Source organism: Streptomyces griseoaurantiacus (genome assembly GCF_036189845.1).
GTDB classification, from domain to species: Bacteria; Actinomycetota; Actinomycetes; order Streptomycetales; family Streptomycetaceae; genus Streptomyces; species Streptomyces griseoaurantiacus.
Genome location: NZ_CP108326.1, coordinates 2,670,624 through 2,688,680, shown reverse-complemented (window position 1 = coordinate 2,688,680; position 18,057 = coordinate 2,670,624). Strand labels below are relative to the sequence as shown.

Annotated in this window: 21 protein-coding genes and 2 pseudogenes; 12 read left to right on the top strand and 11 right to left on the bottom strand. The window is 72.2% G+C overall.

Annotated features, from left to right (window positions below):
• Positions 1-126: 126 nt before the first annotated feature.
• From OHB09_RS11910 to OHB09_RS11890, 5 genes are all read left to right on the top strand, one after another.
• On the top strand, positions 127-1,125 hold the full coding sequence (locus OHB09_RS11910; RefSeq protein ID WP_006140728.1) for a GlxA family transcriptional regulator: 999 nt from the start codon (positions 127-129) through the stop codon (positions 1,123-1,125).
• Positions 1,126-1,721: 596 nt separating this feature from the next.
• A complete protein-coding gene (locus OHB09_RS11905) occupies positions 1,722-1,928 on the top strand; it encodes a hypothetical protein (RefSeq protein ID WP_006140727.1) in 207 nt (68 codons plus the stop codon).
• A 436-nt stretch (positions 1,929-2,364) separates the two neighbouring features.
• Positions 2,365-3,549 carry a N(5)-(carboxyethyl)ornithine synthase gene (locus OHB09_RS11900; protein ID WP_006140726.1) on the top strand — a complete coding sequence of 395 codons (1,185 nt, stop codon included), beginning with the start codon at positions 2,365-2,367 and terminating at the stop codon, positions 3,547-3,549.
• Between the two features lie 710 nt (positions 3,550-4,259).
• On the top strand, positions 4,260-4,508 hold the full coding sequence (locus OHB09_RS11895; protein ID WP_328918907.1) for a hypothetical protein: 249 nt from the start codon (positions 4,260-4,262) through the stop codon (positions 4,506-4,508).
• Between the two features lie 93 nt (positions 4,509-4,601).
• Complete coding sequence (locus OHB09_RS11890) at positions 4,602-4,913, top strand: STAS domain-containing protein (protein WP_191891443.1); 312 nt, start codon at positions 4,602-4,604, stop codon at positions 4,911-4,913.
• 208 nt (positions 4,914-5,121) lie between these two features.
• Here the strand turns inward: OHB09_RS11890 and OHB09_RS11885 are convergent, their stop codons facing one another.
• The gene (locus tag OHB09_RS11885) at positions 5,122-5,424 is read right to left on the bottom strand and encodes a hypothetical protein (protein WP_006140723.1); all 303 of its coding nucleotides are present in this window, start codon (positions 5,422-5,424) and stop codon (positions 5,122-5,124) included.
• A gap of 216 nt (positions 5,425-5,640) precedes the next feature.
• Between OHB09_RS11885 and OHB09_RS11880 the strand changes: the two genes are divergently transcribed.
• The 4 genes from OHB09_RS11880 to OHB09_RS11865 all read left to right on the top strand — a co-directional run bounded on the left by OHB09_RS11880 (position 5,641) and on the right by OHB09_RS11865 (position 8,403).
• On the top strand, positions 5,641-6,060 hold the full coding sequence (locus OHB09_RS11880) for an Hsp20/alpha crystallin family protein (RefSeq protein WP_006140722.1): 420 nt from the start codon (positions 5,641-5,643) through the stop codon (positions 6,058-6,060).
• Between the two features lie 139 nt (positions 6,061-6,199).
• A complete protein-coding gene (locus OHB09_RS11875; RefSeq protein ID WP_093596548.1) occupies positions 6,200-6,694 on the top strand; it encodes a DUF2267 domain-containing protein in 495 nt (164 codons plus the stop codon).
• Between the two features lie 124 nt (positions 6,695-6,818).
• Positions 6,819-7,283, top strand: coding sequence for a hypothetical protein (locus tag OHB09_RS11870; protein WP_318295308.1), 465 nt, complete (start codon positions 6,819-6,821; stop codon positions 7,281-7,283).
• A 160-nt stretch (positions 7,284-7,443) separates the two neighbouring features.
• Positions 7,444-8,403, top strand: coding sequence for a CPBP family intramembrane glutamic endopeptidase (locus OHB09_RS11865; RefSeq protein ID WP_093596545.1), 960 nt, complete (start codon positions 7,444-7,446; stop codon positions 8,401-8,403).
• A gap of 143 nt (positions 8,404-8,546) precedes the next feature.
• On the opposite strand, the gene OHB09_RS11860 is transcribed toward OHB09_RS11865, so the two are convergent.
• Positions 8,547-9,443 carry a PhzF family phenazine biosynthesis protein gene (locus tag OHB09_RS11860; RefSeq protein ID WP_328921946.1) on the bottom strand — a complete coding sequence of 299 codons (897 nt, stop codon included), beginning with the start codon at positions 9,441-9,443 and terminating at the stop codon, positions 8,547-8,549.
• Positions 9,444-9,619: 176 nt separating this feature from the next.
• Here OHB09_RS11860 and OHB09_RS11855 point away from each other — a divergent pair, with 176 nt between their 5' ends.
• Positions 9,620-10,015: a hypothetical protein gene (locus tag OHB09_RS11855; protein ID WP_328918908.1), complete on the top strand. Its 396-nt coding sequence runs from the start codon at positions 9,620-9,622 to the stop codon at positions 10,013-10,015.
• A 119-nt stretch (positions 10,016-10,134) separates the two neighbouring features.
• Here the strand turns inward: OHB09_RS11855 and OHB09_RS11850 are convergent, their stop codons facing one another.
• Positions 10,135-10,533: a VOC family protein gene (locus OHB09_RS11850; protein ID WP_006140716.1), complete on the bottom strand. Its 399-nt coding sequence runs from the start codon at positions 10,531-10,533 to the stop codon at positions 10,135-10,137.
• A 342-nt stretch (positions 10,534-10,875) separates the two neighbouring features.
• Between OHB09_RS11850 and OHB09_RS11845 the strand changes: the two genes are divergently transcribed.
• Positions 10,876-11,646 carry a dienelactone hydrolase family protein gene (locus OHB09_RS11845; RefSeq protein ID WP_191891446.1) on the top strand — a complete coding sequence of 257 codons (771 nt, stop codon included), beginning with the start codon at positions 10,876-10,878 and terminating at the stop codon, positions 11,644-11,646.
• A gap of 55 nt (positions 11,647-11,701) precedes the next feature.
• On the opposite strand, the gene OHB09_RS11840 is transcribed toward OHB09_RS11845, so the two are convergent.
• The 5 genes and pseudogenes from OHB09_RS11840 to OHB09_RS11820 all read right to left on the bottom strand — a co-directional run.
• Positions 11,702-12,565, bottom strand: coding sequence for a LysR family transcriptional regulator (locus tag OHB09_RS11840; RefSeq protein ID WP_328921945.1), 864 nt, complete (start codon positions 12,563-12,565; stop codon positions 11,702-11,704).
• An 85-nt stretch (positions 12,566-12,650) separates the two neighbouring features.
• A complete protein-coding gene (locus OHB09_RS11835; RefSeq protein ID WP_191853174.1) occupies positions 12,651-13,508 on the bottom strand; it encodes an NAD-dependent epimerase/dehydratase family protein in 858 nt (285 codons plus the stop codon).
• 142 nt (positions 13,509-13,650) lie between these two features.
• Positions 13,651-14,841, bottom strand: coding sequence for a 4-hydroxybenzoate 3-monooxygenase (locus OHB09_RS11830; RefSeq protein ID WP_191853173.1), 1,191 nt, complete (start codon positions 14,839-14,841; stop codon positions 13,651-13,653).
• 118 nt (positions 14,842-14,959) lie between these two features.
• Positions 14,960-15,523 carry an SMI1/KNR4 family protein gene (locus OHB09_RS11825; protein ID WP_191853172.1) on the bottom strand — a complete coding sequence of 188 codons (564 nt, stop codon included), beginning with the start codon at positions 15,521-15,523 and terminating at the stop codon, positions 14,960-14,962.
• Positions 15,524-15,662: 139 nt separating this feature from the next.
• Positions 15,663-15,842, bottom strand: a pseudogene (locus tag OHB09_RS11820) (hypothetical protein); the annotation flags it as partial.
• 84 nt (positions 15,843-15,926) lie between these two features.
• Between OHB09_RS11820 and OHB09_RS11815 the strand changes: the two are divergent.
• Positions 15,927-16,258: pseudogene (locus OHB09_RS11815) on the top strand (hypothetical protein).
• Positions 16,259-16,530: 272 nt separating this feature from the next.
• Here OHB09_RS11815 and OHB09_RS11810 read toward each other — a convergent pair.
• From OHB09_RS11810 to OHB09_RS11800, 3 genes are read right to left on the bottom strand one after another with little or no spacing between them, the layout of a single operon-like run.
• Positions 16,531-16,884, bottom strand: a complete 354-nt coding sequence (locus OHB09_RS11810) for a hypothetical protein (RefSeq protein WP_328921944.1) — start codon at positions 16,882-16,884, stop codon at positions 16,531-16,533.
• A complete protein-coding gene (locus tag OHB09_RS11805) occupies positions 16,881-17,096 on the bottom strand; it encodes a DUF397 domain-containing protein (protein WP_191853170.1) in 216 nt (71 codons plus the stop codon). Before OHB09_RS11805 ends, OHB09_RS11810 begins: the two co-directional genes overlap by 4 nt.
• Entirely contained in the window at positions 17,093-17,941 is an 849-nt protein-coding gene (locus OHB09_RS11800; protein ID WP_191853169.1) for a helix-turn-helix domain-containing protein, read from the bottom strand. Before OHB09_RS11800 ends, OHB09_RS11805 begins: the two co-directional genes overlap by 4 nt.
• Between the last annotated feature and the right edge of the window lie 116 nt (positions 17,942-18,057).

The window sequence follows — 18,057 nt, the reverse complement described above, 5'->3', positions numbered from 1 at the left end:
GCGGTCCCCTCCTCGACGTCCGGCAGCGGTGAGGCCGGGGCGAGGTGAAGGGGCCGCGACCCCTGGCCCGAACCCGATGCCCACCCGCTTCCCGCCACGGCGAGGGATCCCCGCTACCCTCCCCCCATGCACACCGTCGCCGTCCTCGCGCTGGACCAGGTGATCCCCTTCGACCTCGCCTCTCCGATGGAGGTCTTCACCCGCACCCGTCTCCCCGACGGCCGCCCCGGCTACCGCCTCAAGGTCTGCGCCCCCACCGAGGAGGTGGACGCCGGCGCGTTCACGATGCGCGTCCACCACGGCCTGGAGGCCCTCGCCGAGGCCGACACGATCCTGCTCCCCGGCCGGGCGGACATCACCCTCCCGCTCCCGCCCGCCGTGGGGGACGCCCTGCGCGCCGCCGCCGCCCGGGGTACCCGTATCGCCTCCGTGTGCGCCGGCGCCTTCGTCCTCGCCGCCACCGGCCTGCTCGACGGCCGCCGTGCCACCACGCACTGGGTGGCCACCGCCGCCCTCGCCGAACTCCACCCGGAGGTCGTCGTCGACCCGGACGTCCTCTACGTCGACGAGGGTCAGTTCCTGACCTCCGCGGGGGCCGCCGCCGCACTCGACCTGTGCCTGCACATGATCCGCAAGGACTACGGCTCGGCCGTCGCCGCCGACGCGGCCCGCCTCTCCGTCATGCCGCTCGAACGGGAGGGCGGCCAGGCCCAGTTCATCGTCCACCCGCGTCCCCCGGTTCCGGCCGGGGCCACCATGGAGCCCCTGCTCGCCTGGCTGGAGGAGCACGCCGACCAGGACCTCACCCTGGACGACATCGCGGCCAGGGCCGGCACCAGCACCCGTACGCTCAACCGGCGCTTCCGGGAGCAGACGGGCACGACGCCGCTGCAGTGGCTGCACCGGGCGCGCATCCGCCGGGCCCAGTACCTGCTGGAGCACACCACGCACCCGGTCGAACGCATCGCCCACCAGGCGGGCTTCGGCAGCCCCACGGCCTTCCGCGACCGCTTCAAACGGGTCGTCGGCACGAGCCCGCACGCCTACCGCAGGGCGTTCCGGGGCGGCCCGGGGAAGGACACCGCCCGCCGGGCGCCGGTCCCGGCCGGCGGCACGGGGCACTGAGGCCCGCCGCCGCCCGCGCCGGGTGGCGTACGCGCCGGGCCCCGTGCGGCGCGGTACGGCTCACCTCATCCGCGACGCCCGCCGGCGCTCGGCCCGCGGGCTTCACACCTACGCCGCGCACAAAGGCGACTGCGGCAACGTGCTCGCCGCTGTCGACTTCCTGAACCGGCTCGACTCCCAGCACCTGAGCCGCCGTCGACTCCAGCAGCCGCATCCGGACGTCTGGGCGATCGAGCGGCCAACCTCTGCGCTCCCGTTCCATCCCCTTCCTCCGCTGGGGCACTGCACGACGCCTCTGCCCGCCCGATCTGGTCATCGAGCACTCGGCCGCCGAACTCCCAGGCCACTTCCAAGCCGAGGAGGAGCACCGAACAGAGCTGCTGCGCTACTTCAACGACACGGCGTTGCCCCTGGAGGTCCGCGTCGCGGCTGCGCTTGTCCGCCTCTACGCCCAGCACAGCCCCCGGCACAGCAACACGGCCGGGAAGAGATACCTCTTGCCTGGTCACAGACCTGGGCGCCCGCGCAACCCCCTCGGCCTCGCCGACACCCTGAGACACCACGGTCTGCCCGCCCGCGCAGCACGGAACACCGCCATGATGGACGCCCTGGTAGACCTGCCGCCCATGGCCTTCGCCGACCTGATCGGAATCCACCCCAAGACAGCCGAACGCTGGGCCACCCTCGCCGGCGGGAACTGGTCCGAATACTTGGCGATAAGGGCCGCCCCGCAGGGTCAGGCAGTGGAGCAGGACATTGTTCCGGGTCTGGTCATTGTCCTGGCCTGTGGTTTCGCGCGGTGACGAATTCGCCTGTCGACTCCGGGTGGCAGGTGCGCTGGGCTGCCGGGGCCCTCGGGCCGAGGCCCCGGGTGGTGTTCGTAAGGAAGGGCGGCGGCGTTCTTCTCGATGCGCTGGAGGCTGGGGGCGCCGGGGATCGGCACGACTGTGATCGCCCCGGGTGAGCGGCCTGACCAGGGCCAGCTGCGAGACGGTGACTCCCTTGGTCGCGGCTAGGTCGCCGGGCTTGCCCAGTACCTCGACGTTCTTCTCGACGTTGTCGGGTTGCTGGCGGGGGTCGACGTCGCGACCCGATCGCCGCAGAGACGGATACCGCCGCCCGGAAGCGCACGGGGTCACGCGTCTGTCGCCGGGACCCGGCTTTTCCCCGGCCCCGCCCGTCGCGACCGGCTGCCGGATTGCCCCGGTGTGCTAGACAGGGAGCAACCAAAGGGGAATTTTGCAGCAGCTCACGCTCGGAATCATGTCGCAGACCCGTAAGGAAAACGAGCATCGTCTGCCCGTTCACCCCGCTCATTTCGACCGCATCGACGCCGGTCTCCGCGAGCGCATCTACCTCCAGGAAAACTACGGAGAGCATTTCGGCGTCCCGGACAGCCGACTCGCCCCGCTCGTCGCGGGCATCCGCACGCGCGAGGAACTCATCGCCGACTGCGATGTCATCCTGCTGGCCAAACCGCTCCACGAGGACCTGGCGGAACTACGCGAGGGTCAGGTCCTGTGGGGCTGGCCGCACTGTGTCCAGGACGAGAGGCTCACGCAGACCGCCATCGACCGGCGGCTGACTTTGATCGCCTTCGAAGCGATGAACCACTGGACCCGCAGCGGTGCCTTCAACTTGCACGTCTTCCACAAGAACAACGAGCTGGCCGGGTACTCCTCGGTCCTGCACGCCATGCAGCTGATCGGCGTGACAGGCGACTACGGGCGGCGGCAGCGTGCCGTCGTCATCGGCTTCGGCGCGACCGCCCGGGGCGCGGTGACCGCGCTCAGCGCCCTGGGCGTGCACGACGTCGACGTGCTCACCGCGCGTGGCGTCACCGCCGTCAGCTCCCCCATCCACTCCGCCCGGATCGTCCACTTCGACCACGACAAGGCCGACGACACCCTCGACCCGCGACGCAGCATCGCCCTCACCGAGGATGGCCCGCTGCCGCTGGCCGAGTTCCTCGCCGGGCACGACATCATCGTCAACTGCGTGCTGCAGGATCCCGCCGCGCCGCTGATGTTCCTGATAGACGAGGACCTGCCCAAGCTGGCCCCGGGCACCCTGGTCATCGACGTCTCCTGCGACGAGGGCATGGGCTTCGACTGGGCCCGGCCCACCACCTTCGATGACCCGATGTTCACCGTCGGCGACCACGTCGGGTACTACGCGGTGGACCACAGCCCCTCATACCTGTGGAACTCCGCGACCTGGGAGAACAGCGAGGCCCTCCTGCCCTATCTGGACGTCGTGCTCCAGGGCCCCGACGGCTGGGACGCCGACGACACGATCCGGCAGGCCATCGAGATCCGCCGTGGCGTCGTTCAAAACCCCAAGGTGCTCGCTTTCCAGCACCGCACCGCAAAGTACCCACACGCCCACGAGGAGACCCAGACCCGGGCGGCGTCGCGGCCGTAGCGGCAGGGCATCCGGTGCTCAGCCGTCCTCCGACCACTGTCCCGAGCCGTCGCGAGGCGGGCGCCTCGCGGAGAAGTGCCGATCCGGCTCGTCCGTAGAGCTCCGAGACACTCGACGATCTTGTCCCGCGCGTCCGACGGGAACAGCGGTCCCGGATCCGGGGCGCGGGATCCTGTGACGCCGCAGGGCTGGTCCGCTGACCGTGGGGCGCGCGTCTGCTCGTACCTCATCAAGTGCCGCTTTCCTGCGCGTCGGGCCGGATGTGCGTAGCGGCATGGCCCTCAGCCGTGCGGCTGACCCCGCCGGCGCCCGCCACGGCGTCGACCGCGGCCGGCTCGACCCGTCGGCCGAGTCCGGCCCGTGTCGCCGCCTGCCGAGCCTGACATCAACCATCCGTCCATGTACGGCAGTCGGTGGGAGATCTCATGGCCGCCGCACTACAACCCCCGCTTCACTCCCATTTGCGGCGAGCAGTCCGGCGCGGACTGCGCCGCCCAGCGCGTACAGAGAGGCCGATGCTGTACGGACCCGTTCGCGGCACAGATCATCTCCGGCGCCTTCGACAGCACGTTCATCCCGGCGCCAGCACCGAACTGGCACGACGGCCGCCTCGGCTGACCGGCGTCAAGTCTTCGGCGCTACCCGGTCGGTACAGGTGCCGACGAGGATCTGTTCGGCTCGCGTGATCGTCGGTATGTGAGGCGGCCGCCATGGACACCTTCCTGACGGCCGCTGCCTTCATCGTCCTCATCGCAGCAGCGGCATACGTCATCCACCGGCTCAACATCGAGCACGCCGACAGGATCGCCGTGCACCGCTACAGCGCTGCCCTGCCCGGCCGGCGCGGACGCGGCACGCCGCTACCCCCGGTGGAACCCGGCCGGTCCGAGTCGCCGACCTCCGGCGAGCGACGGGACCACCGCGACGGGGGCCGTGGCCGCTTCCCGCCGCGCCGCTGACGCAGCCCTACCGCTCACCACAGGTGACCAGCCGGTTCTCGTCACCGGGCCCGAATCCGCGAGTGGCGGCCGGGGCCCGTGAACCGAGGCATCATGACCCTTCCGCAGCTGAACATCTACCGGCACGACCGGGGCACACGAGCACTGATCACCCTGGCCGGCGAGATCGACCCGGTCACCGCGCCCCAGGTGCGGACCGCCCTGGAGCGGTGCCTGTATGACGGCATCACCACCATCGACGTCGACCTGACCACCGTCGGCCTCTGCGACACCAGCGGCCTGCGCGTCTTCCTCGACGCGGCGCGGCACGCCGCCGAGACTCACGCGTCCCTGCGACTGCACTACCCGTCCCCGCAGACCGCACGACTCCTCGTGGACACCGGCTCCGATCGAGTCCTCCTCTGATGAACCGGGCCGGCCGGGCCGGCAGTGCGCAGATGCCGCTTCGACGCGGCGGATGGGCACCCGGTGCCTGCTGTCATCGGTGTGCGGTGGGGGCGAAATGGTGGCGCTGCCGGACGCGTGCTCGGGCCGGACCAAAAGGACGGGCAGGGTGCGTGGTCAACGATGAAGCGGCCCACCGCAGTGCGGCTCCGGGGCCGCTGGGCGCGGCTCAGCTCCTGCGGTCGGCCACCGCCCAGGAGGCCAGCGCGACGGCACCGGCGACGCCGAGCACGGACGGCCACGCGCCCACCTTCTTGGCGAGCGGATGCGAGCCGGCGAACGCGGCGACGTACGCGGCGCCCAGCGCCCCCGCCGCCCTCCCGCCGGCCGCCCGGCGCCACTGCACCGCGGCAGCCGTGCCCGCGGCCGCGAGCACCGCCCCGCCGAGCTGACGCTTTCCGGTCCACCGTGCCACGCCGTACCCGCCGACCAGTCCGGTCGCCGCCACCGCCGCGCTGGGAATCCTCGCCACCCTGTGCCTCCTCGTGCCGTCCTCGCATGCCTGAACGAGTCCGAGGCTAACGCGCGCCCCGACCGCGCCGCCGAGCGCCCCGGAGCAGGTGAGACCCGAAGATGAGCACCTGGCCATGACGCAAGTTGAGTCTTGGGTTGTCAATGTTCCTCTCTTCCGCTATATAAGAAGTCGTAGGGCATCGCACCCAGGAACCGAAAGAAGGAGTGACCAGTGATGCTCATGCGCACCGATCCCTTCCGTGAGATCGACCGTCTGACACAGCAGGTCTTCGGCAACGGGAGCCGTCCCGCCGGAATGCAGATGGACGCCTACCGAACCGGCAACGACGTGATCGTCCACTTCGACCTGCCGGGCATCGACCCCGAGACCGTCGAACTGGACATCGAACGCAACGTCCTGAGCGTCCGCGTCGAGCGTCGTTCACCCGCCCCGGAGGACGCCGAGATCCTCGCCGCCGAGCGGCCCACCGGCACCTTCACCCGGCAGCTCTTCCTCGGCGACACCCTCGACACCGAGCGCATCGACGCCTCCTACGACAGCGGCGTCCTGACGCTCCGCATCCCGGTCGCCGAGCAGGCCAAGCCGCGCCGCATCGAGATCTCCGGCGGCCCGCGCAAGCAGCTCGACTCCTGAGCACACGTGCCACGGGGGCGGGGCTCCGGCCCCGCCCCCGCACCGTGGCCCGCCTCACATCGGGGCCGCCCCCACCCATGTCCCAGCGAAACCCGGGAAGACGCGCACCGACAACCGAACACGGAGGAGAACCCGCAGCATGACCACGCCGACCACGCTGACCACTGTCCCCGCGCAGCCCGCCGCCGCCCGTCCGGAGCCCCCCGCGCCGGCCTCCGCCCGGACGACGGAGCACCGCACCTGGGAGCAACTGATCGACGCGGTACGGGAGTCCGGCCAGTACGCCACGGCGAAGGAGGCGGAACGCGTCACCCGCATCGTGCTCTCCGCGCTCGGCGGCCATGTGACCGGCGAGGAACGCGTCGCCCTCGCCCGCAGCCTTCCCGAGCGGGCGGCCCGCCTGGTCGCCGCGCAGATCCCGGTGACCAGCCCGCTGACGGCCGCCGAGTTCGTGGACTACGTCGCCGCGCGCATCGAGGGCGCCACCCCGGCCACCGCCCGCTGGGACGTCAGCTCCGTCCTCGGCGTGCTGCCGCAGGTCACGGGCGACGACGTCGTCGACCGCGTCCTCGCCGCTCTCCCCTCCGGCTACGCCCTGCTGTTCGGCCGCCCCGAACTGATGCCGGCGGCCTGAACCGGCCGGTCCCGCACCGACCGCACCGCCCGCCCGGCCGCCGACGCCGGGTCCCGCACGACGGGCCCCGGTACAAGTCACCGGAAAGTCGAACCGGTCGGCGGCCGGGGGCGTCCGTACGGACATGGAAGAGCGGACCGACCCCGCCGACGACGTCACCACCGGCACCGGCCAGCCCACGGGCACCACGGAACAGCCCCGGACGGGCTCCCGCCCGGGGCCCGCGCCCCGCCCAGATCCGGGCCGCCTCCATACCGCCCTCGGCTGTCTGACGGCCCCGGTCGCCGGCGTCACCGGCTTCGTGACCTGGCTGCGCGGGGCCACGCCCGGCGTGCGCGGCGCCTTCGAGGGCGAGCGGGACCTCACCCTGCTCTACCTGGAGCTGCCGCTCCTGCTGTTCGGCTTCCCGCTGCTGGCGCTCGCCGCCTGGAGCCTCACGGACGCCGTGCTGCGCCGCGACCGCCGTACAACGCCGGCCACCCGTACGACGGTCCCGGCCCTCGCCGCGACGGTCGTCCTGGCACTGCTCACCTGGGCCGCCACGGCCTGGCTGGACCTCAGGGTGGCCCCCTTCACGCACCCCGACTGACGAACCCACGCCCCCGGACGGCGAACCGCCCCGGGGGCCTGCCGGGCGGGCGGGGTACGGCCTGCTGTACCCGCACTCCGGCCCCGCGCGGGAGTGATCCGGGAGGGCGCCGCTGGTGTGCTGGAGGCATCGCAGCAGCCACCTCCCGAAGGGACCAGCGGTGAGCACCTCCACCCTCCCGAGCAGCATCGGCGCCCCGGCGCCCATGACCGGCGCCACCCCCGCGGGGACCGCCCCGGACGACGGGCCCGGCGGTCTGCGCGGTCATCTCCGCCGCCGCCCCCTGCTCTGGTTCTTCACCCTCGCGTTCGCCCTGAGCTGGGTCGCCTGGACGCCGTACGTCCTCTCCGAGAACGGCCTCGGCGTCTGGCACTTCTCCTTCCCGTCCGCCCTCGGCACCACCCAGCTCCTGGGTGTGCTGCCCGGCGCGTACCTCGGCCCGATCCTGTCGGCCTTCCTCGTCACCGCCGCGGCGGACGGCCGGGAGGGACTGCGGGTCTGGTTCGGCCGGTTCACCAAGTGGCGGATCAGCTGGCGCTGGTACGCGGCGATCATCCTCACCGTGCCCGCCGCGCTGACCGTCACCTCCGCCGCCCTCGGCGGCCGGGGCCCCGTCCTGCCGTCCGCCGCGCTCCTCGTCGCCTACCTTCCCGGCCTGATCCTGCAGATGCTCACCACGGGACTCGCCGAGGAGCCGGGCTGGCGCGACTTCGCGACCCCGCGCCTGCAGCGCCGCTACGGCCCGCTCCTCGGCACCCTGATCCTCGGCCCGCTGTGGGGCGCCTGGCACCTGCCGCTGTTCCTGAGCGACTGGGGCGGCTGGCCGGACGTGACCTGGACCGAGCCGGTGGAGTTCCTGCTCACCACGCTCGCCTTCAGCTTCGTGATGGCCTGGTTCTTCAACCGCACCCGCGAGAGCCTGCCGCTGGTGATGCTGCTGCACACCGGCGTCAACAACTACTTCTCGCTGGCCTGGTCGGACATGTTCCCGTGGCTGCGCTCGACCACGCACGTGTTCCTGATCGCCTCCACCGTGGCGGCCGTCGTCCTGCTGGTCGCGACACGGGGCCGGCTGGGATACGAGCCCGAGAGGGCCGAAGCCGGCACGCCGCGGGGATGAGCGCGCCGCCCTCGAACCGGCCGGACAGGCCACCCGCGACGCCGGTGCGGCGGGCGGCGTCGGCGGGGAGGCCCGACGGAACGCGGCCCCGCCCGCGGGCTCACCGCCCGCAGGCTCACGGCCCGCTCCGAACTCCCGACTCCTCACTCCTCCACTCGGGTCCCCGTCCCGGTGACCCGGACCCGCGGGTCCCCCGGCCGCAGCGTCACCGTGAGTGTGCCGGGCCGCCCCAGGTCCTCGCCCTGCCGCAGGGTGAGGACCGTGGCGTCGGGGGCACCGGGGTTGTCGGGCACCAGGCCGAACTCCCGTACGTACGCCCCGAACGCGGCGGCCGCGGCCCCCGTCGCCGGGTCCTCGACGACGCCGCCCACGGGGAACGGATCGCGCACGGCGAAGACCGTGTCCGACTCCCGCCACACCAACTGGACGGTGGTCAGGTCCAGTCGGTGCATCAGCGCCTCCAGGCGCGCGAAGTCGTAAGCGAGGTCCGCGAGGCGCTCCCGGGTCGCCGCCGCGAGCACCAGGTGGCGGGCGCCCGCGAAGGCGATACGGGGCGGGAAGGCCGGGTCGAGGTCGGCGGCCGGCCAGTCCAGGGCGGCCAGCGCCTCACCGAGATCGGCCTCGGTGACCTCCTCGACGTACGGCTCGACGCTGGTGAGCGTGGCCCGCAGTTCCCCGTCCGCCTCGGACACCTCCACCGGGACGGTTCCGGCGGACGTCGCGAACAGCAGCTCCCCGGGGCCGATCCGCTCGGCGAGCGCGACCGCCGCCGCGACGGTCGCGTGCCCGCAGAAGGACACCTCGGCCTTCGGGCTGAAGAACCGGATCCGGAACGCCCGCCCCTCCCGGCCGCCCAGCCCCTCCGGCGGCGCGGTCAGGAACGCGGACTCCGAGTAGCCGAGTCCGGCGGCCACGGCGAGCATCGCGTCGTCCGACATGCCGTTGGCGTCCAGCACGATGCCGGCCCGGTTCCCGCCCCCGGGGTCACCGGAGAAGGCGGTGTAGCGCAGGACCTCGTGTTCCTTCGCACTCGTCGTCATGCGAGCGCCAACACGGGTGCGTGGCGCGGCTATTCCGCCCGCCGCGCACCCGCGCGGAAGGCGCGGACAGACATGTACGTTTCGAGCGTGTTCGAAATGTTCGCGGGCGTCCCCGGCCGAACCTACGGTGAACGGACAGATGACACCGGAGAAGCCGGAACCCAGGGGGACCCTCCATGCACACCCACATCCTGAGCAGCGGCATCCTCGCCGCGGTGCTCGCGGCCGCACCGCTCGCCGGCGCCGCCCACGCGGCCCCGGCCCACGGCGGGACGGCGAGGACGGCCGCGGCGCCGCAGTCCGCGTCGCTGGTCTACATGAACACCGTGGTCGACCAGTGGACACACTGGACGCCCGACTGGCACGACTCCTCCCACGCGGGCACCCTGTTCGCGGGCAGGAACTATTTCTTCTGCTACAAGTACAGCCTCACCTACTCGGACCTCGGTCGTCAGAGCTCGGTCTGGCTCAAGACGGACGACGACTTCGGCAACCACAACGTGTGGGTGAGCGACGTCTACCTCGACGAGACGGGCTTCCGCAACGACATCCTCTGGCTGCCCAAGTGCTGACCCCGGAGCCTTCCCCGCACCTCCCCGCCCCAGCCGTCGGCTGACGACCGGCCGTCGCAGGACACGGGGGCCGCGCTCCACACCGCTCACCGGCGGAGCCCGGCCCCCGTCACGAACCCCTACGCCTTCGCGGCGGGCCAACCGCCGTAGGGCACGGTGATCAGCTCCATCGCGTGCCCCGCCGGATCCATGAAGTAGACGCCACGACCACCGTCGTTGTGGTTGATCGCGCCCGGCTGCCTGCGGTACGGATCGGCGTAGTGCTCGATGCCGCGCCTCCCGATCCGCTCGTACGCCGCGTCGAACTCCTCCTCGGAGACGAGGAAGGCGTAGTGCTGGGACGCGATGTGCTCCTCGGGTGTGGTCGCGAAGTCCAGCGTGACGCCGTTGCTCAGCTCCACCGCGACGAACGGCCCCCACTCACCGCTGATCTCGAGCCCCAGCAGCTCCGCGAAGAACTCGGCGGACTCCCGGTTGTTCCGGGCATGGACGATCGTGTGATTCAACTCGACGGACAAAGAATGCCTCCGTGGGCATCTCCCGGCACCTCCATGCCTCACCCGACCGGTGACCGACACGCGATGCCGCCACCCATGCTAGACACCGCCCCGCTCCGGCCCCGCCCCCGTGACGCGCCCCGGAGCCGGCCCGGCGGCCGGTCCGGGGGCCACGGAGGCCGCCGCCCGAAAACAGGTGGTGGACCCGCCGGCGGCCCTGCTACTTTCCCGGTGACCGTGCCGGAGAAGAGGAGGTGGTACCCGTGAACGTTTCGACGTGGGTGCTCTCCTCCGAAGCCACGGTCGGACGACAGGTCGTCGTCCGGGAGCGCCGTTCCAGCGCACTCCCGAAAGGGCACGACCATGCAGTTCACCACCGAACACCGCCTCGCCGAGGACGGAACCGACGCCGGTAGCGACGTCGGCGGCGTCCTGGAGCGCGAGTTCACCCTCGGCGGGATCCCCGGCTACCTCTGGACGCCCGCGCCCGCCCCGTCCGCCGCACCGTTCCCGCTGATCCTGCTCGGCCACCCCACGCTCGGCCTGCGGCGGATGTACCCCCGCCTGGTGGCCCGGGCCCGGCATGCCGCGGCGGACGGCTTCGCCACCGCCACCATCGAACTCCCCGGCTGCGGCGACCGGCCCCGCCGTCCCGCCCTCGACGAGGCCCGCACCGCACTGCGCCGGGCCATGACGGCCGGTGAACCGGTCGGCGAGGACCTCGTCGACGCGCTCGTCCTCCCGCTCGTCGAGGAGGCCGTCCCGGAATGGCGTACCGCCCTGGACGCCCTGCTGGCACTGCCCGGGATCGGAGGCCCGGTCGGCTACTCGGGAGGAGTGATCTCCCTCGCCGTCCGGCTGGCGTCGCTCGAACCGCGCATCGAGGCCGCCGTGCTCTTCGCGGGCAGCCTCGTGCCGCGCGCCACGTTCGAGGAGGCCCGCCGGCTCACCCTCCCGCTGCACGTCCTCCTGCAATGGGACGACGAGGGCAACGACCGGCAGGCCTCCCTCGACCTGTTCGACGCCTTCGGCTCGAAGGAGAAGTCCCTGCACGCCCACATGGGCGGCCACACGGGCGTCCCGCCGCACGCGGGGGACGCGGCGGCCCGTTTCTTCACCCGCCACCTGAGGTGAGCCCGGCCCGGCGCCCACCGAGAACCGGCGTGGGCGCCGGGCATCCGGCATTCCGTCAGGCGAGCGTGTCCGCGGCGACCCCGACGAAGTCCCGGACGAGGGGGGAGCGGCGCGCGGCCACCCAGGCCAGACACACGTGGGTGGGCCCGATGTCGTCGATCGGGACCGGGATCACGTCCGGCCGGGTGTAGAAGCGGGCGGTGGAGAGCGGGAGGACGCACACCCCGGCCGACGCGGCGACGAGTTCGAGCTTCTCCTCGACCTGGTACATGGGGGGAACCCCGGTGCGGTTCCCCTCGCGCATCTCCACCGCCACGTCACGCCACTCGGGCACCGCGTCCGGGTCCTGCAGCAGGTGTTCGGCGGCCAGGTCCGCGATCGCCACCGACTCCCTCCCCGCCAGACGGTGCCCGGCGGGGAGCACGACGACCCTGGGCTCCTGGAACAGCGGCCGCACCCGCAGACCTCGCTGGTCGACGGGCAGGCGGACCAGGCCCACGTCGGCACGCCCGTCGCGCAGCACCTCGGCCTGGTCGTCCCAGCTCGTGCGCAGGAGCCGGACGTCGACCCCGGGGTGGCGCGCGGTGAGGGCGAGGACGGCCGGCGTCACGGTGATACCGGGCATGAACCCGACCGTGAACGTCCGCCTCCCCTCGGCCGCGGACCGCACCCGCCGGAGCAACGCCTCGGACCCGGCGAGCAGGGAGGAGGCGTCCTCCAGCAACTGCCGGCCCGCGGCCGTGCGGGCGGTGCCGCGGCGGTCGCGGAGGAACAGGGTCACCCTCAGTTCCTCCTCCAGCGCCCGGATCTGCCGTGACAGCACCGGCTGGGCGATGTGCAGCCGTTCGGCGGCGCGCCCGTAGTGCAGCTCCTCCGCCACCGCCACGAAGTACCGGAGCTTCCGCAAGTCGAGATCCATGGTGACCGTCCGTTCGCTCCCCCGACCCTGCGCGGACCGGGCGCGCCCCCGCAAGGAGGCGCGCCCGGTCCGCGTCGCCTCTCGCTCAGCCGCGGGCGAGGACGGCGAGGGGATCGGTGTGCCGAGGGGCCCATCCCAGCTCGGCGCGTGCGCGCGCCGGTGTCAGCCGCTGGTCGAGGGCGAAGGCGTCGGCGATCGGGCCCATCCGCTCCCGGGCCTGCTCCAGGGTGATCGAGACGGTCTTTCCGTCGAGGCCCACCGCCCGGCTCACGGCCAGGGCCGCGTCCTTGGCCGTCGGGTTGACGCCGCCGACACCGGCGTAGACCGAGCCCGCCCTCGCCCCGAGCGCGGCGACGTAGAGTTCGGCGGCGTCGTCGATGTGGATCAGCGCCCAGTGGTTGCCACCGTCGCCGATGCAGGGGACGGCCCCGTCCCGCTTGCCCGGGGCGGCGTAGAACTGGTCGATCAGACGGTTCTCGCCCCCGTAGAGCAGGCCCGGCCGGACCACGACGGGGCGGCCGCCCCGCTGTGCCCGCCGCAGGACCGCCTCCTCCACGGGCCGGCGCCAGGCGACGACGGCGGGCGGGTTCCACGGCGCCGTCTCGTCGACGACGCCGTCGGTGTCGCCGTAGACCCAGGTGCCGCCCGTGTGGATGTACGTGCCGGAGCCGACCCCGTCCTGCATGGCCGTGGCGGCGGCGAGGTCCGCCTCACCACTGTCGGCCTGCGCCAGGTGCACCACGGCCTCGGCCCGCGCGGCGGCCGCGTTGAGCACGCCCAGGTCACCGAGGTCGCCCCGCACCGGAGTCGCCCCCGCCGCGGCCACCACCCCGGCCGAGCGCTCGCTGCGCGCCACCGCCTCCACCACGTGCCCGTGGCGGACCAGGGCGGCGATCGTCGCCCTGCCGATATAGCCGGAACCGCCCGTAACGAATACCTTCATCGGTCTTGCACCTCTTCGGTGTGGAACTTCGTCGTGCTTCCACACTGCGCCCCGCCCCCGCACGCGGTCCAAGACCTGTCCCGGCGTCTGTGATGCCCCGAAGGTATGAGCCGCAGGTACCAGCCGCGAGACCGCGGGAGCCTCAGATCCCCACGTAGTTCTCGGCGAAGTGGTCCTGGTGGCTGCGCATGTCCCGCAGGCTCATCAGCCGCGCGTGCTGCAGGCGGCGCAGGAAGACGGCGTCCTCGCCGTCCCCCACGGGCCCGTGCAGGAGGTTGATCATCCAGTGCGAGAACTCCTGCGCGTGCCAGATGCGCGGCAGGCACGCCTCGGAGTACCCGGCGAGCCCGCGCTCGTCGCCCCCGACCAGTGCGTCGGTCAGTGCCGCGGCCAGCGTCCGCGCGGTCATGACGGCGAGGTTGGCCCCCTTGGCGGCCGACGGGCTGATCAGGCTCGCGGCGTCGCCCGCCAGGAACAGCCGCCCGTACCGCATGGGGACGCTGACCGCCGAATTCAGGTCCACGGTCGTCCGTTCGAGGATCGGTCCCTCGCGCAGCGGACCGAACTCCTCGGTGCGCATCCTCGTCCGCAGCTCCTCCCAGACCCGCGCGTCGGTCCAGGCCTCGGGGTCCTCTCCGCGAGGCACCTGGAGGTAGAACCGGGTGACCGTGGCGGTGCGCGCCATGTGCCCGGCGAACCCGCGCTCGTGCACCGCGTAGGTCACCGCCTCCATGCTCGGCGGCGCCTGCGCGAGGAGCGCCAGCCATGTCACGCCGTGATGGCGGCGGAAGGACGTGGCCGCCCCGGCGGGCAGGGCCCGCAGCGCGGCCCCCCGCTGCCCGTCGCACCCGGCCACGTACTCCCCGGTGAGGCGGTACGTGTCCCCGTCGGGGCCCGCGCAGTCGACGGAGGGGCTGTCGCCGTCGATGCCGTGCATCCCGGTGACCGTCGTGCCGAACCGGATGTCCCCGCCCCGCTGCAGGAACTCGGCGATCAGGTCCGTCACCAGGAACTGCTGCGGATACACGGTGAGGACCTGCCGCTGCCCCAGCTCGCCGTAGTTCAGCTCGAACTGCCCGTGCTCACCGCGGAACGCGCAGGTCCCATGGCTCTGCCCCTTCGCGAGCAGCCCGCTCGCCAGCCCGTGCTCCTCCAGGACGCGGACACTGGCCGGTGCGAGGAAGCCCGCCCGGCCGCGCTGCTCCACGTAGGCGCGGGCCTGCCGCTCCACGATCACGCAGTCGATGCCCGCGGCCCGCAGCATGTTCCCGAGCACCAGACCGGCGGGCCCGGCTCCGACGATCACTACCTGAGTCCGCTGGGTCAGTGGCACCGTGAACTCCCCCAATTGTCATACCAATTGACTCGCCAGCGTAGCCGCGGCCCCCGTGAGGGTCGGGTAAGGGGTCGGGTAAAGGGCCGGGCACATGGGCCGGACGGCCCCTGCGGGCCTACAGAAAGGTCTTCGCCTCCTGACGCACCAGGGCGGCGAAGTCGTCGTACCGCTCGGGAACCTCACCCGAGCCGGCCCACCAGTCGTACGCGGTGCACTCCCCGTCCTCCCCGGCACCGTCCACGTGCAGCAGCCACCAGCAGCCGCTGCCGCCGTCGTCCTGGCCTATCAGCACGCACCGCTTGAGGACGGCGAGGTACTCCTCGAAGTACTCGGGCCCCGCCCACGCCTCGATGAGCCCCTCATCGAGGTCGGTGAACCAGCCGATGCTCTCGAGCGGGAACAGATCGACAGGCCCGACGTACTCCCAACCGTTGCTGACCTTGAGGAAGTTCCGGTACGAGGGAGGAAGCCGCACCCCGAGCCGCTCCTCGACGGCCACGATCGCCTCCTCGCTCGCCGGCTGGGCACCGGCCCAGCCGGCCTCCCACCGCTCCGGGCTCATGGCCGGCGTGCCCTCCTCGACCGCCGCACGGACGTAGGCCGACTCGAAGATGTTCGTGTTGTGCTCGTCGAGGAACGCGCGCCATTCCTCGACGGTCAGGGGAGAGGGGGTTGCCATGGCTGAACTCCGTCGGTCGCTCGCACAATTGAAGTCCCGCACAGACTCACACGCCCCACTGACAACGAGGGATCGTCCGGCCGACCGCCGCAGGGCGACGCTCACGGGCGGCGCGAGCGTGTCCGGACGGCCGCCCTCGTCACGCGAGGGCGCCCTCGACGAGGGCGACGGCCGCGCGGGGGCCGTCGACCCGGAGCACGAGGCGCGCGTACCGCTCGTCGGCGAGTTCGACCACGATGACCTTCGACGGGCCCCTGACCTCCCGGAAGACCTTCTCGCCACCCTGGTGGAACGTGCCGGCGATGATCACCCCGGGCGAACTCCGTTGTAGGGCCCGGACCCCCGACCGTAGGGTCCACCCATGTCCCTACGTCCCCGCATGCGCCAGGCCCTCCCCGAAGCGATGCGCGCCCGCGACAAGGCCGCCGTCAGCGCCCTGCGCTCCACACTCGCCGCCCTGGACAACGCGGAGGCGGTGCCGCTGGACGAGTCCGCGACGCCCGGTCCGGCCATCGAGCAGACCCCGACCGGCGCCGGAGCCACCGAGGCCGCCCGCCGCGAACTGAGCGAGCACACCGTGGCCGGCATCGTCCGCGCCGAAGCCGAGGAACGCCTGGAAGCCGCGGCCCACCTCACCTCCCCGCCCACACCGCCCACGCCACCCGCCTCCGCGCGGAGGCGGCGGTACTGCTACGCCTGCTGGACGAGCAGGACGGCACGGCAGCGCCCGGCTGACCACGGCACGGCCGGGTGGCCCCGGCCGGGGCCGGCCCCCGACAAACCGGCCAACCGCCCCGGCGCCGGCGAGCACCAGGCATCCCGTAATCCTCGGCACCCCACCCACCCGGCTTCATGAGCACTGCCACCCTCGGGCACGAGGATGTCGGCAAGCAGCAGCCTTCTGTTGCTGCGCTCGTGGACGAGCCGCAGTCCTTCCAGCGCCTGCTCGGCGCCGAGTTCCTTCGCCGGTTAGGCGGCTCGCACCGTCACGGCCGCCACGACACCGCTCACTGCCTCCCGTCCTCCTGCTTCAGTCGTACCGCGAGCTCGATGCCCTCTTGGACGGCGGTGTCGAAATCGCGGTCCTGGTAGAGGCGGATCCTGCCGCGGTAGTCGACGATCACCGCTGCGACGGCCTCGAGATCGGTCTCCGACGACGTCTCCAGAGCGTGCTGCATGTCGGCCTCGAACGACTCCCGGTCCCCGGGGAGCCCGTGCCCGGACCGCAGGGCGGCTCTTGGGTCGCCGATGGTCCTCAACGGCAGGGAGGCGGGAACGGCGGTCTCCGCACGCTGTGCGATCGTGATCGTCTGCTCCTCGGTTCCGCTGTCCTGGCTGGAGTGTCCTGCAGGACCGCTCACGGGGCCGGCCAACCCCGGCGCACGGCGTCCGTGAAAGCGAGCCACGCCGAGAACCGCACAGCGCCGACGAGCCCGTCACCGGTCTTCGTGTCTCGCAGGAGCACGTGCTCACCGGCGCGCGCGCACTCGACGCACTCGCCCCCCGCGCCATTGCTGTAGGACGACTTGACCCATGCGAGGCGGGGCTCGGTGGCATTCGGGGTGCCATTCACTGCGTGTACTCCTTCACGACGTTCCTGATCAACTGGGCCGTCCGTCGGGGGCTCAGGGCCGCCGCCCTCAGCTCGTCGAAGGCCCGCGTGTACTGGCGTACGTGGGGTTCGCCCTCCAGGTACATCGCGTCCGTGATGCCGTCCCGGTACACGATGTCCGGATCCTCGGGATCGGGGAAGCCCAGCATGGTGAACGAGCCGGTCGTCGGGCAGGTACCCGCATCGAAGGGGAGGACCTGCAACGTCACGTTCGGCTGTTCCACGATCTCCAGCACATGTTCGAGCTGGGTCCGCATCAACTCCCGGTCGCCGACGATCCTGCGCACGGCTCCCTCGTTCACGATGAACCAGGCGTCGGGAGCCTCCGGACCGCTGAGCATCGCCTGACGCTCCAGCCGCACCCGTACGGCACGGTCGATGTCCTCGCGGGACATGTACGAACCGGAGGTGTGGAGTTCACGGACGTACGCCTCGGCCTGTACGAGTCCGGGCAGCACCTCGCACTGGTACTGGCGAAGCGTCGATGCGTCCTGTTCGAGGCCGATGTAGATGGAGAACCACTCGGGCACCCCGGACCCGTGGACCTGCCACCACCCGCGCGTCTTGGCCTGCCGGGCCAATGACTTGAGGAACTCACGCAGTTCGTCGGTGGTGGCGTAGAAGCGACACAGCGCGTCGACGTCGGAGGGCTGGACCCGTCCGCTGCCGGTCTCCATGCGATTGACCTTGGAACCGCTCCAGTCCAGAGCTGCGCCCACCTGCGCGCACGTCAACGAGTTGTTCTCCCGGAGCTTCTTCAGCTCGATGGAGAGGCGACGGCGGCGTGCCGTCGGTGATCCGGCCATCTGTCTGGACCCCTTCGTGTCGAACAGCGCTCAGTCTCCGTGCCGAGAGGCCCGTCCGCCAATCACTCGATGGTGGGATTCTCTTCGTGCACATTGCACGGCAGGATGTGCACCGA

Excerpts from the sequence above, each read along its gene's own strand:
- OHB09_RS11870 (WP_318295308.1), top strand. The coding sequence starts at position 6,819 with ATGGAAGAGCGGACCGACCCCGCCGACGACGTCACCACCGGCACCGGC.
- OHB09_RS11840 (WP_328921945.1), bottom strand. The coding sequence starts at position 12,565 with ATGGATCTCGACTTGCGGAAGCTCCGGTACTTCGTGGCGGTGGCGGAG.
- OHB09_RS11890 (WP_191891443.1), top strand. The coding sequence starts at position 4,602 with ATGACCCTTCCGCAGCTGAACATCTACCGGCACGACCGGGGCACACGA.
- OHB09_RS11910 (WP_006140728.1), top strand. The coding sequence starts at position 127 with ATGCACACCGTCGCCGTCCTCGCGCTGGACCAGGTGATCCCCTTCGAC.
- OHB09_RS11860 (WP_328921946.1), bottom strand. The coding sequence starts at position 9,443 with ATGACGACGAGTGCGAAGGAACACGAGGTCCTGCGCTACACCGCCTTC.
- OHB09_RS11800 (WP_191853169.1), bottom strand. The coding sequence starts at position 17,941 with ATGGCCGGATCACCGACGGCACGCCGCCGTCGCCTCTCCATCGAGCTG.
- OHB09_RS11875 (WP_093596548.1), top strand. The coding sequence starts at position 6,200 with ATGACCACGCCGACCACGCTGACCACTGTCCCCGCGCAGCCCGCCGCC.
- OHB09_RS11880 (WP_006140722.1), top strand. The coding sequence starts at position 5,641 with ATGCTCATGCGCACCGATCCCTTCCGTGAGATCGACCGTCTGACACAG.
- OHB09_RS11855 (WP_328918908.1), top strand. The coding sequence starts at position 9,620 with ATGCACACCCACATCCTGAGCAGCGGCATCCTCGCCGCGGTGCTCGCG.
- OHB09_RS11825 (WP_191853172.1), bottom strand. The coding sequence starts at position 15,523 with ATGGCAACCCCCTCTCCCCTGACCGTCGAGGAATGGCGCGCGTTCCTC.
- OHB09_RS11895 (WP_328918907.1), top strand. The coding sequence starts at position 4,260 with ATGGACACCTTCCTGACGGCCGCTGCCTTCATCGTCCTCATCGCAGCA.
- OHB09_RS11905 (WP_006140727.1), top strand. The coding sequence starts at position 1,722 with ATGATGGACGCCCTGGTAGACCTGCCGCCCATGGCCTTCGCCGACCTG.
- OHB09_RS11835 (WP_191853174.1), bottom strand. The coding sequence starts at position 13,508 with ATGAAGGTATTCGTTACGGGCGGTTCCGGCTATATCGGCAGGGCGACG.
- OHB09_RS11845 (WP_191891446.1), top strand. The coding sequence starts at position 10,876 with ATGCAGTTCACCACCGAACACCGCCTCGCCGAGGACGGAACCGACGCC.